At 64.6% G+C, this 14,776-nt stretch carries 13 protein-coding genes; 3 read left to right on the plus strand and 10 right to left on the minus strand.

Translation table 11 applies throughout. From position 1 onward, the window contains the following. Positions 1 to 196 precede the first annotated feature (196 nt). From K3136_RS06635 to K3136_RS06645, 3 genes are read right to left on the minus strand one after another with little or no spacing between them, the layout of a single operon-like run. Positions 197 to 1,162 (minus strand): dimethyl sulfoxide reductase anchor subunit family protein, encoded by a 966-nt coding sequence (locus tag K3136_RS06635; RefSeq protein ID WP_221432072.1) that lies wholly within the window; start codon positions 1,160 to 1,162, stop codon positions 197 to 199. Positions 1,163 to 1,175: 13 nt separating this feature from the next. Continuing rightward, positions 1,176 to 1,925: a 4Fe-4S dicluster domain-containing protein gene (locus K3136_RS06640; protein WP_221432073.1), complete on the minus strand. Its 750-nt coding sequence runs from the start codon at positions 1,923 to 1,925 to the stop codon at positions 1,176 to 1,178. Beyond that, positions 1,922 to 4,897, minus strand: a complete 2,976-nt coding sequence (locus K3136_RS06645) for a molybdopterin oxidoreductase family protein (RefSeq protein ID WP_221432074.1) — start codon at positions 4,895 to 4,897, stop codon at positions 1,922 to 1,924. Before K3136_RS06645 ends, K3136_RS06640 begins: the two co-directional genes overlap by 4 nt. 198 nt (positions 4,898 to 5,095) lie before the next feature. Between K3136_RS06645 and K3136_RS06650 the strand changes: the two genes are divergently transcribed. Continuing rightward, on the plus strand, positions 5,096 to 5,413 hold the full coding sequence (locus tag K3136_RS06650) for an ArsR/SmtB family transcription factor (RefSeq protein WP_221432075.1): 318 nt from the start codon (positions 5,096 to 5,098) through the stop codon (positions 5,411 to 5,413). Between the two features lie 6 nt (positions 5,414 to 5,419). Here the strand turns inward: K3136_RS06650 and K3136_RS06655 are convergent, their stop codons facing one another. From K3136_RS06655 to K3136_RS06665, 3 genes are read right to left on the minus strand one after another with little or no spacing between them, the layout of a single operon-like run. After that, complete coding sequence (locus tag K3136_RS06655; protein WP_221432076.1) at positions 5,420 to 5,839, minus strand: DUF6691 family protein; 420 nt, start codon at positions 5,837 to 5,839, stop codon at positions 5,420 to 5,422. Continuing rightward, positions 5,836 to 6,267, minus strand: coding sequence for a YeeE/YedE family protein (locus K3136_RS06660; RefSeq protein WP_221432247.1), 432 nt, complete (start codon positions 6,265 to 6,267; stop codon positions 5,836 to 5,838). The genes K3136_RS06655 and K3136_RS06660 overlap by 4 nt, the downstream gene beginning before the upstream one ends. Further along, positions 6,267 to 7,202 carry an MBL fold metallo-hydrolase gene (locus tag K3136_RS06665; protein WP_221432077.1) on the minus strand — a complete coding sequence of 312 codons (936 nt, stop codon included), beginning with the start codon at positions 7,200 to 7,202 and terminating at the stop codon, positions 6,267 to 6,269. Before K3136_RS06665 ends, K3136_RS06660 begins: the two co-directional genes overlap by 1 nt. 119 nt (positions 7,203 to 7,321) lie before the next feature. Between K3136_RS06665 and moaA the strand changes: the two genes are divergently transcribed. Then, the gene (moaA, locus tag K3136_RS06670; protein WP_221432078.1) at positions 7,322 to 8,359 is read left to right on the plus strand and encodes a GTP 3',8-cyclase MoaA; all 1,038 of its coding nucleotides are present in this window, start codon (positions 7,322 to 7,324) and stop codon (positions 8,357 to 8,359) included. Between the two features lie 8 nt (positions 8,360 to 8,367). After that, entirely contained in the window at positions 8,368 to 9,552 is a 1,185-nt protein-coding gene (locus K3136_RS06675; RefSeq protein ID WP_221432079.1) for a molybdopterin molybdotransferase MoeA, read from the plus strand. A 14-nt stretch (positions 9,553 to 9,566) separates the two neighbouring features. Here K3136_RS06675 and hutU read toward each other — a convergent pair whose 3' ends face one another. Genes hutU through hutI form a run of 4 tightly spaced genes read right to left on the minus strand, consistent with a single transcriptional unit; the run spans position 9,567 to position 14,772 of the window. Then, positions 9,567 to 11,237, minus strand: a complete 1,671-nt coding sequence (gene hutU / locus K3136_RS06680) for a urocanate hydratase (RefSeq protein ID WP_221432080.1) — start codon at positions 11,235 to 11,237, stop codon at positions 9,567 to 9,569. A gap of 13 nt (positions 11,238 to 11,250) precedes the next feature. Then, positions 11,251 to 12,036: an N-formylglutamate deformylase gene (hutG, locus tag K3136_RS06685; protein ID WP_221432081.1), complete on the minus strand. Its 786-nt coding sequence runs from the start codon at positions 12,034 to 12,036 to the stop codon at positions 11,251 to 11,253. After that, the gene (hutH, locus tag K3136_RS06690) at positions 12,033 to 13,568 is read right to left on the minus strand and encodes a histidine ammonia-lyase (protein WP_221432082.1); all 1,536 of its coding nucleotides are present in this window, start codon (positions 13,566 to 13,568) and stop codon (positions 12,033 to 12,035) included. The genes hutG and hutH overlap by 4 nt, the downstream gene beginning before the upstream one ends. Beyond that, on the minus strand, positions 13,558 to 14,772 hold the full coding sequence (hutI, locus tag K3136_RS06695; protein WP_221432083.1) for an imidazolonepropionase: 1,215 nt from the start codon (positions 14,770 to 14,772) through the stop codon (positions 13,558 to 13,560). Before hutI ends, hutH begins: the two co-directional genes overlap by 11 nt. Positions 14,773 to 14,776: the final 4 nt, after the last annotated feature.

Raw genomic sequence — 14,776 nt, forward strand, 5'->3', positions numbered from 1 at the left:
CGCATACCAAAGCAAATCGGTGCGCAATTGCAACCGGTTTGAGTGTCAGCATATCCGCAATTCGGCTTGGGCAAGATATGCGGGAAGCGCGCTCGCTAATGCTGCAATGCCCCAAGCCGAGCAGACCGGAATGACGCGTTCTTCGCTGCGCGCCAAAAGGCTCTTGGTGCTGCCTGCAATCCGGGGGACGAGCCTATCAGAGCGCCTTTTCGCCGTAGTAGAGCGTCACCGCGTGCCTGGCCTCGGCGAAGAACAGCCAGCGCTCGGCGGTGATGCCAATCTGGCATGCGATAACCGCGACAAACAGGAGCGCTATTCCGGCGGCGGGCAATCCGCCATCGAGGAAAATTCCTGCCACCAAGAGACATGCAAGCGGCATCCAGAAGCCGAGCACTATGGCAATCCGGCCTAGCTTGCGTGCGTGCTTGCGGGCGATGCGGAAACCCATTTCGCGCAGGAGGTAATTGTCCTGGTCGTGCGGGCTGCCGGTCATTTCGACCTTGCCGAGATGTCCCAAGCCGGTCGCACTGCCGGCAGTGCTCGTGGCGGGCGCGGTGGCGAGATGCTTCCAGTAGAAGGTTTTTACCGTCAGGCCGATGATGATCATGACACCGGCGATCGTGCGCATCGTGCCAGCCGCTTCTTCGAAGCCGAAAACAGCCAGCAGGAATGCGAGGATGACCGCGCCGTTCATCGGGCCGAGCACGAGGTAGCCCGCGACGGTCCAGCGGTTGTGCCACGCGGGTATCGTCTTCAACGATGCATATATCATCGCGGTGCAATAGAGCGTCAGCAGCGCCATCGCCGCGCCAACCAGGCCAAGGACTACACCCAGCGCCATGTCGGCAATCGAGAAGATTGCAACGAGCGCAAACAGGCCGAGCGGCACGAAGCCGATTATGGCGGCCAGTCCCTCCCGGCTAAGCCAGCTCGTGCGCCATTGCGACATCGCCCTCCACGCCCGCTCGGGCCGCCCGAGGTGGAAGGTCGAGGACAAAAGGCCACCGACGATAAGTGCGAATGCGAGGCCGAAGACGAGAATGCCGAACACGGTTTCTTGAGGCAGCATTCCCAGTGCGGCGAGCACGCCAAGCCAGATCATCATACCGTAGCCCGCGCCGCTCGCGGTGGTGAAGAAGATGACGGATTTCGCCGGATGCATCTCGGTCAGCTCCTCACGACAGGATCTTGTCGACCCAGCGCGCGATCAGCCCCGCGCCCTCGGTGCTGTCATCGGCGTGCTCGAGCATGCGCGGAGCCTTGTCGCCGCCGCGCCCGTCCTGCCGCGGCCGGGGCGGCAGGTACTTGTTGACCGGCTTGGTCCCCTGTTCGGGCATGAGGTCGTAGCCGCCGCGCGCCGCGACCAGTTTCGAGACCTCGCTATCCGGGTCGCCCAGATCGCCGAAGCTGCGCGCGCCTGCGGGGCAGGTGGAAACGCAGGCCGGCACGCGGCTCTCTTCGGGCAAGTTCTCGTTGTAGATCTTGTCGACGCAGAGCGTGCATTTCTTCATCACGCCTTCGTTCTCGTCATATTCGCGCGCGCCATAGGGACAGGCCCAGCTGCACAGTTTGCAGCCGATGCAGATGTCCTCGTTGACGAGGACGATACCATCCTCCTCGCGCTTGTAGCTGGCGCCGGTTGGGCAAACGGTGACGCAGGGCGCATCCTCGCAGTGGAGGCAACTGCGCGGGAAATGGACCGTCTGTCCGTGGCCCGCCTCGTCGGTGGTTTCATAGGTGTGGACGCGGTTGAACCACACGCCGTCGGGCTTCTTGCCGTAGGGATCGTAATCGGTGAGCGGCGCGGATTTGGCGCCGGCGTTCCATTCCTTGCAGTTCACCGCGCAGGCGTGGCAGCCGACGCAGATGTCGAGATCGACGACGAGGCCGAGCTTCTTTGCGGTGGTCTTGGGCAGGCTGGTCATGGTTTCTCGCTCACCCTGTTTCCGCGTCCGTCCCTGATGCCATCGACCCAGCTGTGGTTGGCGCTGCGCTGGCCGATAAATTCCTTGAGCGGTGCCTTGCCGCCGGTGTCATTGCCTTGCAGGTTTGCGCCGAATTCCATCGGGCATTCTTGGCCGCTGAAGCGCTTGTCGACGGCTTCGAACATCGGATAGGCCTCGCCAGCCTCCTCCACGCTGCATTTCCTCAGTCGGACGCGCAGATCGTACCATGCCGCCTGTCCGGTGACGGGGTCGGAATTCGAATATTCCTTCCCGCCTTTCTCGGGCAGCAGCTTCTCGGTGATGATGTGGTTGAGGAGGAACCCCTTCTCGAATTCGGGGCTGTCCTTGTCGAGGCCCCAAGCGCCCTTGCGCTTGCCGATGGCGTTCCACGTCCAGACGACGTTTGGGTTCACGCCGGTCACCAGCCGGACCTGCGCCTTCACCCGCCCTCGCCCGTTCTCGATCCAGACCCAGTCGTCATCCATAAGCTCGTGTTTCGCCGCAAGCTCGCGGTGCATGTGCAGCTTGTTCGCGCTGGTGATCTGCCGCAGCCACGCGTTCTGGCTGCCCCAACTGTGATACATGTGCATCGGCCGCTGCGAGAGCGCGTGGACCGGGAATTCCTCACCGCCCTCGTCGCGTTCGAGGAAGGGCTGGTACCAGATCGGCAACGGGTCGAAATAGGTCTCGATCCGCTCGCGATGCGCCTCGGGCGGCTGGATGTCGCCATGTCCCTGCGCGGCGAGGCGGAATTTCTGCAAATCCTCGTTATAGAGCTGGAAGGTGATCGGATCGGCATGGCCCAGCCACGCCATCTTCTTCGCGTGCTCCAGATATTCGCGGTTGGCGAACTTCATGAACTGTGCCGACAGCGGCAGCTCTTCGTGCCAGAAGCAGCCGTTCTCGACGTAACGCGTGAGCTGGTCGGGATTGACCGCGCCCACGCCCGACTTGCTCCCGTCTTCGCCGCGCCAGCCCGACAGCGGCCCGACACCGGGCGCGCGTTCGTGATTGACGATGTAATCCTCATAGCCGCCGGGGAATTTGGGCGAGCCGTCCTCATTCGTCATCCCCGGCAGGCCGAGTCTTGCGCCGAGGTCGAGCAGCACCGTCTGGAAGGGCCGCACGTCGCGGTCGAGCGGGACCACCGGCTGGCGGATGGCATCGCCCCCGCCATGCGCGGAGGAGATGGGCCGGTCGAGCATCGAGATACAGTCCCACCGCTCCAGATAGGTCGTGTCGGGCAGGATCAGGTCGCAATAGGGGACCGTCTCCGAATAGAAGGCATCGGAGTAGATGATTTTCGGGATGACATATTCACCATCCTCGCGCTTCTTCGTGAAATACCCCAGCGTCTCGGGGATGTTCATCGAGCTGTTCCACGCCATGTTCGCCATGAACATGAAGAGGACATCGATGCCGTAGGGATCGTGGTTCGCCGCATTGTGCAGCACCATGTGCATCATGCCGTGGAGCGCGAGCGGGTGCTCCCAGCTGAACGCCTTGTCGATGCGCAGCGGATCGCCGTGCTGGTCGACGATCAGGTCTTCGGGCGAGCGCGGAAAGCCGAGAGGTGGACCATCGAGCGGCAGCCCCGCCTCCGCCTTGGGCCACGCCGCCTTGATGCCCGGCGGTATCGGTTTGGGAAACGGCGCCTTGTAGCGCCAGCCGCCCGGGCAATCGACGCTGCCGAGCAGCGCTTGCAGGATATGGATCGCGCGGCAGGTGTGGAAGCCGTTCGAATGCGCCGAAATGCCGCGCATGGCGTGAAAACTCACCGGACGGCCGACGAACCTATCGTGGTGGCGGCCCCAGGCATCGACCCAGGGCTCCTCGATGACGATTTCCTTCTCGAAGGCGGTCTCAGCCAGTTCGGCGGCAATCCGGCGCGTGACTTCGGCGGGAACGCCGGCGGTCTCGGCCACTGCCTCGGGCGAGAATTCCTCGGCCAGATAGCGTTCGGCGAGAAGCTGGAAGGAAGGGACGACCGTGCGCCCGCGGGCCTGCCGCTCGCCGGCGAAGGCAGGCTTGCGGTGCACGGCGTTGGCCAGCACTTCCTTGCCCTGTTCGAGACACCAGACCAGCGGCCCGCCATCTGGCCCGCGCAAGAACAGGCCGTCATCTGCCGCACCCGGCTCGCGGATGACCAGCCACGGCGCATTGGAATAGCGCGCAAGGCTCGCCCAATCGATCTTTTCTGCGCGCAGCAGCTCGTGGATGATCGCGAAGACGAAGAGCCCGTCGGTGCCGGGGCGGATGCCGATCCATTCGTCCGCGATCGCCGAATAGCCGGTGCGTACCGGATTGACCGAGACGAACTTGGTCCCTTCGCGCGTCTTGAGGTTGCCCAGGCCGAGCTTGATGGGATTGCTGTCATGATCGTCGGCCACGCCGAACATCATGTGGTAGAGCGTGCGCTCGTAATCGGGTTCGCCGAATTCCCAGAAGGCGCCGCCCAGCGTGTAGAGCCCGCCCGCCGCCATATTGACCGAGCAAAAGCCGCCGTGGGCTGCAAAATTATGCGTGCCGAACTGGCTCGCCCACCAGCCGGTCAAGGATTGGGACTGGTCGCGCCCCGTGAAAAAGGCGAGCTTGCCCGGGTCGCGCTGGCGCACCTCACCCAGCCATTCGGTCGCAAGCTCGAGCGCTTCGTCCCACTCGATTTCCCTGAACTCGCCCGAACCCCGCTCGCCGACGCGCAGCAGCGGCTTGGTCAGCTTGGCAGGCGCGTTCTGGTGCATGATGCCCGCACTGCCCTTGGCGCACAGCACACCCTTGTTTACCGGGTGGTCGGGATTGCCCTCGATATAGCGGATGGTGCCGTTCTTGAGATGCACCTTGATGCCGCAGCGGCAGGCACACATGTAGCAGGTGGACGTTTTTACCTCGTCGCCGACTTGCGGCGAAAGGCCAACGTCCTCGTGGACGGTCTCGAACGGATTTATGCCCATCTCCCTCCGTCGGACGGCGAGCCTCTACAATCCTCGCCACCCCTGCCATGCTATTACAGCGCATTGGTGGCAGGGCAAACAGATCGCTGCAAAGAGCCCTCGGCAATTGCCTTATCCGCCGACTAGGGGTAATTTGGCGAAGCTTTCAAAACAGGCTTCGGGTTAAGCAGGGGAATACGACAGACCATGGAAATGCCCATGGAAGACATGCAGAAGAACGCTTCGCGTGCGACGGCTTTGCTGAAGTCGATGGCTAACGAGTGGCGCCTGCTGATCCTGTGCCAGCTTTCCCAGAATGAAATGACGGTCGGCGAGCTGACCGAGCTTGTCCCGCTTTCGCAATCGGCCCTCTCGCAGCACCTGTCGGTCCTGCGGCGCGAAAAACTCGTGAAGACGCGGCGCAGCTCGCAATTCATCCACTATTCGCTCGACAGCGAGGAAGTGAAAGCCGTGATAGGCACGCTCTACGCACTGTATTGCGCGCCTGCCGAAGAAGGCGGCCTGCCCGGCTGCTGAGCGACCTCAGCCTTTGAACATCACCCGGTTAAGAGCCATCCCCGCCACCAGGCTGGCGAGGAAAACCACGGCCTGAAGCGGTGCGATTGCGAGGATCGCGAAGCCCGGGCCCGGGCACAGGCCGGCAAGACCCCATCCGATACCGAACAATGTCGCGCCCGACACCAGCTGGGGCGTGAGGTCCGACCGGTCGGGCAAGGCGAAAGACTGCGCGAAAATCGGCTTGGTCATGCGCGGCACGAACCGCCATGCCACGGCCATCACCAGCACGGCACCGCCCATGACAAAAGCCAGCGTCGGATCCCACGCGCCGAAAATGTCGAGAAAACCGCGAATGCGCGCCGGATCGGTCATTCCGCCAAGGGCGAGACCCGCACCGAACAGGAGGCCCGAAGCGAGCGGGGGCAAGTAATTGCGCAGGCTCATCCGACTGCTCCCATGAGGGCGACGGTAGCGATGCCGGAGGCCATGAAGGTCAGCGTCGCCACGATCGAGCGCTGCGACAAACGGCTAACGCCGCACACGCCGTGCCCGCTCGTGCAGCCGCTGCCGAGCCGCGCACCGAAGCCGACGAGGACACCTGCCACGGCCAGCAAGGGCAGCGACACGAATTCGGGGTTCAGTCCGCCCTTGAGCGTAGCCACGATAGCCGCGCCCAGCGGCAGGCCGATGAGGAACAGCCACGCCGAACGCCTGGACATGCCTTCGCTGCTGAGGCCGACGGCGCGGCTGGCAATACCCGACACGCCGACGATGCGACCGGCACCGAGCAACAGCAAGGCTCCGGCAAGGCCGATCAGCACGCCACCGGCAAGCCCGTCGACGGGTGCCGCGTCTGGAAATCCGGGCAGCATCACAGCGTGTTCACCGGTATCTTGATATAGCTCACACCGTTCTCCTCGGGTTCGGGAAGATGACCGCCGCGCATGTTCACCTGCACGCCCGGCATGATCAGCTTGGGCATGGCGAGAGTGCGGTCACGCGCCGTGCGCATTTCGACGAATTCGTCCTCGCTCGTGCCTTCCTTCACGTGGACATTTCCCGCGCGCTGTTCGGCGACGCTGCTTTCCCAGGCATATTCGTCCCTGCCCGGCGCCTTGTAATCGTGGCACATGAACAGGCGCGTCTGTGCGGGCAGCGAGAGAAGGCGGCGGGTCGACCGGAACAGCACCCGCGCATCGCCGCCGGGAAAATCGGCGCGCGCCGTGCCGAAATCGGGCATGAACAGCGTGTCGCCGATAAAGGCGGCATTGCCGATCACGATGGCATAGTCGGCGGGCGTGTGGCCGGGGACGTGAAGCGCCATGCCTTCGATCCGGCCGAGCATGAAGGTCTCGCCGTCCGTGAACAGGTGATCGAACTGCGATCCGTCGCGCTCGAAATCGCTGCCGGCATTGAACAGCTTGCCGAAGACCTCCTGGACCTCAATGATTTCGCGGCCGATGGCGAGCTTCCCGCCGAGCTTTTCCTGCAGGTAGGGCGCTGCCGAAAGATGGTCGGCATGGGCGTGCGTTTCGATCAGCCATTCGACGGTCAGGTCGTGCTGCCGTATGTGGTCGAGGATGGGATCGGCCGATTCATGCGAGGTACGACCCGAAGCCGCGTCATAGTCGAGCACCGAATCGATGATCGCGCACTGGCGCGTATCCGGGTCGTGGACCACGTAGCTGACCGTGTTCGTTTCCTCGTCGAAAAATGCCTTGATTTCAGGCTGCAGCGCCGTGTCGGCAAGAGCACGTTCGACCTGCCCGGCGGCTGCCTCGATTACATCGTCATCAGTATGGGTCATGGCGTCACCTTTATATGCGCATTATCTAATATACATGCAGCGTTAGTCAATGCCGGCCTTGCCAAGTCCCTCAAAACGTGGCTGGCCAAGGTGCAAAACTGCGACTAGGAATTGCGTCCATGGCGTTATTCGATCCCCCGGCTTCCGCACCAGGTCCTGCGCCAGATGGCGACGCACGCGGATTGCGGGACGGTTTCGGCCGGCACTTCTCCTACCTGCGCATATCGCTGACCGAGAAATGCAATTTCCGCTGCACCTATTGCCTGCCTGACGGCTTCAGGAAACAAACGGGCTTGGCGCCGGAACTTTCCCGCGACGAAATCCTGCGGGCCGTGCGCGCATTTGCACACCTCGGCCTGTGGAAATTCCGCCTCACCGGTGGCGAACCCACGGTGAGGCCCGACTTCGGCGAAATCCTCGAAGCCGTAGCGGGCGTTCCGGGCGCCGAACGCATTGCCCTGACCACCAATGGATACCGCCTCGCGCACAATGCGAAGGCTTGGCGGGCAAGCGGACTCGACGCGGTCAACGTCAGTATCGACACGCTTGATCCGGAAGGCTTCGCAAGGATCACCGGCCATGACCGCCTGAGCGAGGTGATCGCCGGGATCGATGCCTGTCTCGACGCAGGATTCGAGGCAGTGAAGGTGAACAGCGTACTGATGAAATCGCTCGGCGCGCGCGACTGGGAGGACATTCTCGCATTTGTCGCGGACCGCCCGGTCACCTGGCGTTTCATCGAACTGATGCGCACCAACGACAATGCAGGTTTCCATCGCGGCGAAGCTCTGCCGGGCGAAGTCATCCGCTCCCGCCTGCTCGAAGAAGGTTGGCAGGCCAGCGCCCGCCAGCCGGGAGCCGGCCCTTCCAATGACTATGTCCACCCTTCGAGCCGCGGTTCGATCGGGCTGATCTCGCCCTATGGGTCGGGCTTCTGCGACAGCTGCAATCGCCTGCGCCTGTCGAGCCGCGGCAAGCTGCACCTGTGCCTGTTCGGTGACGAGGGCCTCGACCTGCGCGACCTCCTGCAAGCGGACGACCAGCTCGATGCGCTGGTGGACCGTATCCGCGCCGCCATGCCCACCAAGATGCGCGGGCATCGCCTGCACGACGGGAACAGCGGACAGACCCCGCATCTCGCCTCGATCGGGGGCTGACAGCAGGCATGCTCGATTTCGATGCCGCAATCGAAGAACTGGCAGCTGCGGTGCGTCCATTGGCGACAGAGGAAGTGCCTCTCGCCGAGGCTTCGGCCCGCTACCTCGCCCAGGACCTGTGCGCGCGCGGCGATGCACCGGCAAGGGCGATCTCCGCGATGGATGGCTATGCGGTGGCAGAAGGCGCAACGCGTCCAGGCCAATGGCTGACCGTCGCGCACGAGATCAAGGCGGGCGCAGCCGATCCCGGCACCCTGTCGGACGGCGAGGTGGCGAGGATCTTCACCGGCGCCCCGCTTCCCGCAGGCGCGGATTGCGTCATCATGCAGGAATATGCCGAGCGCGAGGGCAGCAAGGTTCGCTTCTCCGAAGGCTACGGTCCGGCCCGCCACATCCGCGAGGCGGGGAGCGATTTTCGCGCTGGCGACAACCTCCTGAAGCGGGGAGATCGCCTGACCCCGCGCGCGATAGTCTCGGCCTCCGCCGCCGACGTAGCGACTGTGGAGGTGCATGCGCGCCCGCGCATCGCCATCATCGCGACCGGCGACGAACTCGCGCCTCCCGGCAGCGCTTTCGAGACGCCCGGGGCATTGCCGGAATCGGCCAGTTTCGGGGTCGCCGCCATGGCCCAAGAGATGGGCGCGCAGATCGTTTCCCGCTCGCGCGGCGGAGACAATCTAGGCGAATTGACCGGGCTGGCAGGTCAGGCCCTCGACACGGCGGACTGCGTGGTGGTGACCGGCGGCGCTTCGGTCGGCGATCACGATCTCGCCCGCCCGATGTTCGGCGATGCGGGCCTCGACCTCGTGTTCTCGAAAATCGCCATCAAGCCGGGAAAACCTGTCTGGCTTGGCACATCGCGCGGCAAGATGGTCCTCGGACTGCCGGGCAATCCGACCTCCGCGATGGTGACCGCGCGCCTTTTCCTGAGGCCGCTGCTGGCCGCCATGCAGGGTGGCTCGGCATCCGGGCAGCTCCGGTTCCTGTCGATGCCGCTGGCCGCCGCCCTGCCGCCGACCGGCTCGCGCGAGACCTTCGTCCGGGCACGGGCCACTGCAGACGGGCTGGTGCCGCGCAGCAATCAGGAGAGCGGGTCGCAGGCGCCACTGGCCGAAGCCGACTGGCTCATCCGCAGGCCTGCAGGCAGTCCCGCATGCGAAGCCGGCGCCCTGGTCGAAGCGCTTGATTTCTGACGAGCGAGGGCGCGCTAGCCGAGGATGCCCGGCAGGTTCAGCCCCTTCTCGCGCGCACAATCCGCAGCCTCGTCATAGCCCGCATCGGCATGACGCATCACACCAGTTGCCGGGTCGTTCCAGAGCACGCGTTCGAGACGCCGCGCCGCATCCTCGGTCCCGTCGGCAACGATAACCATGCCCGCATGCTGCGAAAAGCCCATGCCCACGCCGCCGCCATGGTGCAGGCTCACCCAAGTCGCGCCGCTGGCGGTGTTGAGGAGGGCGTTGAGCAGCGGCCAGTCGCTAACCGCGTCCGAGCCATCCTTCATCGCCTCTGTCTCCCGATTGGGGCTGGCGACCGAACCTGAATCGAGGTGGTCGCGGCCGATCACGACGGGCGCCTTCAGTTCGCCGGTCGCAACCATTTCGTTGAAGGCGAGGCCGAGCCGGTGGCGATCGCCCAGGCCCACCCAGCAGATGCGTGCGGGCAGGCCCTGGAAGGCAATCCGCTCACGCGCCATGTCGAGCCAATTGTGGAGGTGGTGGTTGTCGGGGAGCAGCTCCTTCACCTTGGCATCGGTCTTGTAGATGTCTTCCGGATCGCCCGAAAGCGCAGCCCAGCGGAACGGGCCGACACCGCGGCAGAACAACGGGCGGATATAGGCGGGCACGAAGCCGGGGAAGTCGAAGGCGTTCTCCAGCCCCTCTTCCAGCGCCACCTGGCGGATGTTGTTGCCGTAATCGAGCGTCGGCACGCCCGCATCCCAGAAGGCCAGCATGGCTTCGACCTGACGGCGCATCGAGGCGCGCGCCGCTTTCTCGACCGCCTTGGGGTCGCTTTCGCGCTTTTCGCGCCATTCGCCCATGGTCCAGCCTTCGGGCAGGTAGCCGTTCACCGGATCATGCGCACTCGTCTGGTCGGTGACGATGTCGGGCCGCACGCCGCGCTTCACCAGTTCGGGGAAGATCTCCGCGGCATTGCCGAGCAGGCCGACCGACTTGGCCTCGCCCGCCGCCGTCCAGCGCTCGATCATTTCGAGGGCCTCGTCCACGCTATCGGCGCGTTCGTCGAGGTAGCGGGTGCGGAGGCGGAAATCGATGCTTTCCGGATTGCACTCGACCGCGAGGCAGCAGGCGCCCGCCATCACAGCCGCGAGCGGCTGCGCGCCGCCCATGCCGCCGAGCCCGCCGGTGAGAATCCACTTGCCAGTCAGGTCGCCGCCATAATGCTTGCGACCAGCCTCGACGAAGGTCTCGTAAGTGCCCTGCACGATGCCCTGCGTGCCGATATAGATCCACGAGCCGGCGGTCATCTGGCCGTACATCATCAGGCCCTTCCGATCGAGCTCGCTAAAGTGCTCCCAGTTCGCCCAGTGCGGCACGATATTCGAGTTGGCGATGAGCACGCGCGGCGCATCGCCATGCGTGCGGAAGACACCGACGGGCTTGCCCGACTGGACCAGCAGCGTCTCGTCGTCCGACAGTGTTTTCAAACTGGTCAGGATCTGGTCGAAATCGCTCCAGCTGCGCGCCGCGCGGCCGATACCGCCATAGACGACCAGTTCGTCCGGGTTCTCGGCCACTTCGCGGTCGAGATTGTTCTGGATCATGCGGAACGGCGCCTCGGTCTGCCAGCTGCCGCAATTGAGCTCCGGGCCGGTCGGGGCCTTCACGTCACGGGCGTTGCGGCGGTCGATGGTCATGCCGAAGTCCTCATTATAAATCTCCGAAAGTGCTTTCGATGCCGGCAAAGACCGCGGCGAGCGTATCGCGCAGCGTCGCGGCCTTGTCGGGGGAATAGGTGAAGGGCGGTTCCTCGGCCGCGAGATAGGCGCTTTGCGCGATCTCCATCTGGACGGCATGGATGTTCTCGGCAGGCCTTCCGTAGTGCCGGGTGGTCCAGCCGCCCTTGAAGCGGCCGTTGAGGACGTGGGTGAAGGCGCTTGTGGCACAGGCCTGCTCGACAGCGCTCTCGATCGCGGGGGAGCAAGAGGTCCCGGAATTGGTCCCGATGTTGAGCACAGGCAATTCGCCTTCGAACAGATAGGGCACGTGGCTGCGGATCGAATGGCAATCGTAGAGGACGGCGAAACCGTGCTGCGCTTTCACTCGCGCAAGCTGCTCGGCCAGCGCCGTGTGATAGGGGGCATGGAATTGGGATTTCCGGCGCGTGATCTCGGCAGCGTCAGGTTCCTGCCGCCAGATCGGCTTGGCATCGAAATCGGTCAGCGGGACGAGCGAGGTCGTGTTCTGGCCCGGATAAAGCGACGCGTCGTCGGGCGGGCGGTTTGCATCGATGACATAGCGGTTGAAGGTCGCACGCACGATGGTCGCGTCGGGGAGGAGCCCTTCATAGAGTTCCGGAATACGCCAGTCGGTGTCGAACAGCTCTCGCGCGGCGGGTTCCAATGCTTCGATAACATCGTGTGGCAGCCACGTCCCAGAATGCGGCTGCGCAAGGACGATGGGCGAATTGCCGGTCTCGACACAGACGGGGTTCATCCCAGTGCCTCGCCGATCGTGGCTTCGTGAAGTCCCTCGCAGAGCGGTCCCGATGCGAGCAGTTCAGCTGCGGCGGCGATATCGCCATCGACCATGCGGTCGCTGTCCAGCACCGGCGAGGCTTCGCGCACGCGCGCCATGACCGTTTGCAGCGCATCGCTGGTGCTGAGCGGTGCGCGGAATTCAATCCCCTGGACCGCCGACATGGCCTCGATACCGAGGATTGCGGACAGGTTCTCGTTCATCTCGATCAGGCGGCGCCCGGCATGGCATGCCATCGAGACATGGTCTTCCTGATTGGCCGAGGTCGGCGTGGAATCCACCGTACGCGGATTGGCGAGCGCGCGGTTCTCGCTCATCAATGCAGCAGAAGTCACCTCGGCGATCATCAGGCCCGATTGCAGGCCCGGATTAGCGGAGAGGAAGGCCGGAAGGCCGAAGCTGAGCGAAGGATCGACCAGCAGGGCGACACGGCGCTGGGCGATGCTGCCGACCTCCGAGATGGCAAGGGCGATGGCATCTGCTGCCAGTCCCACCGGCTCTGCATGGAAGTTGCCGCCTGACACCACCTCACCGTCGGACAGCACCAGCGGATTGTCGGTCACTGCATTGGCCTCGGTGCGCAGCACATGGCCCGCATTGCGCAGCTGGTCGAGGCACGCACCCACGACCTGCGGAGCGCAGCGCAGGCAATAGGGGTCCTGCACGCGCAGATCGTCCTCGCGGTGGCTTTCCCGGATCTCCGAACCTTCGAGCAGGTCACGCACGATCCGCGCCGCGTCGATCTGGCCGCGATGGCCGCGCAGCGTGTGGATCTCGTCGCGAAATGGCGCCGAGGACCCCATCGCCGCATCGATCGACAGCGCGGTCGTCACGAGCGAGTTGGTGGCGAGGTTCCAGGCGTCGAACAGGCCGACCAGCGCCAGCGCCGTCGAAACCTGCGTGCCATTGAGAAGAGCGAGGCCTTCCTTCGCCTGCAGCTCGACCGGCTCCAGACCGGCTTTTTGCAAAGCCGCGCCCGCCGCCATCCGCTCACCCTTGTAGAATGCCTCGCCCTCACCGATGAGCGTGGCAGCGACATGGGCCAGCGGGGCAAGATCGCCCGAGGCACCGACCGATCCCTTTTCGGGCACGAGCGGGATGACATCGCTGGCGACCATCTGCTGCAGTCGCTCGATGACAACCGGGCGCACTGCCGAGGCTCCGCGTCCGAGCGAGATGCATTTCAAGGCAATGATAAGGCGAACCACATCGGCGGGCAGAGGCTTGCCGAAGCCTGCGCTGTGCGAGAGCACGATATTGCGCTGGAGGGCGGCAAGGTCGGCTTCCGCGATCCGCACGCTGGCGAGCTTTCCGAAGCCCGTGTTCACACCATAGAGAGCCTCGCCCTTGGACATGGCCTTTTCCAGCCGTTCGACGGCGCCCGCGACCTGCCCCATTGCCTCGCCCGAGATATGGAAGGCTGAGCCGCTACGATACAGCGCCTCGAGTTGCGCCATGCCGACCTGGCCGGGGACGAGCTCAACGCTCATGGAATTCTCCGTTCACGATCCGCCCGCGCAGCAAGTCGCCGCCGAGCCAGTAGCTGAGGTAATCGGGATGCTGCACCTGCCAGACGGCGAGTTCCGCGCGCTTGCCCGCTTCGATGGAGCCATATTCGTCCGAGAGCCCGAGCGCTGAGGCCGCGTTGCGTGTCGCTCCCGCCAGCGCCTCTACAGGCGTCAGGCGGAACAGCGTGCAAGCCATCCCCATCGCCAGCCGCAGCGAGGACATGGGCGAACTGCCGGGATTGGCATCGGTCGCGACGGCCATGGCGACGCCATGCTCACGCAGGGCCTCGACCGGTGGCAGCTGCGTCTCGCGCAAGGTGAAGAATGCGCCCGGCAGCAGCACGGCGACCGTGCCGCTTTTCGCCATGAGCGCGGCGTCTTCGGGGGCCAAAAATTCGAGGTGATCGGCCGAGAGCGCTGCGAACTCCGACGCCAGCACGGCGCCCTTGAGGTCGCTCAGCTGCTCGGCATGGAGTTTGACCGGTAGGCCCAGTTCGCGTGCGGTTTCGAACACGCGGCGGACCTGTTCCGGAGTGAAACCGATATTCTCGCAGAAGGCATCGACCGCATCGACGAGGCCTTCCGCATGGGCCTGCCGCAATCCGGCGATCGCGACCTCTTCTACGTAATCGTCGGCTCGGCCTTCGTAACCGGGTGGAAGCGCGTGAGCGGCGAGCCAGGTCGTGCAAATGCGGACCGGCCGGTGCTGTTCGATACTGCGCGCGACGCGAAGCATGCGCAATTCCTGCTCGACGGTGAGGCCGTAGCCCGACTTCACCTCGATCACCGCGACCCCGTCGGCGAGCAGGTCGTCGACCCGGACCAAGGCCGATGCGAGCAATTCCTCATTGCTTGCCTCGCGCGTCGCCTTGACGGTCGAACGGATACCGCCGCCCGCGCGAGCGATTTCCTCATAGCTTGCCCCGCCGAGCCGCATGGCGAATTCCTGCGCCCGGTCGCCACCGAAAACGAGATGGCTGTGACATTCGATCAGGGCCGGAGTGACCAGCGCGCCGCCGAGATCGGTTGCGGGACAATCGGCATATTCGGGCGGCAAATCCTGTGCAGGCCCAACCCACGCAACTCGCCCTCCCTCGATAGCAATGGCTGCGTTTTCGACCAGGCCATAGCCCTCGCCGGCGCTCATGGTCGCCGCGCTGCATCCGTTGAAGACCCTGAGACTCATGGGC

The sequence above is a fragment of the Qipengyuania gelatinilytica genome, assembly GCF_019711315.1.
Taxonomy (GTDB): Bacteria; Pseudomonadota; Alphaproteobacteria; order Sphingomonadales; family Sphingomonadaceae; genus Qipengyuania; species Qipengyuania gelatinilytica.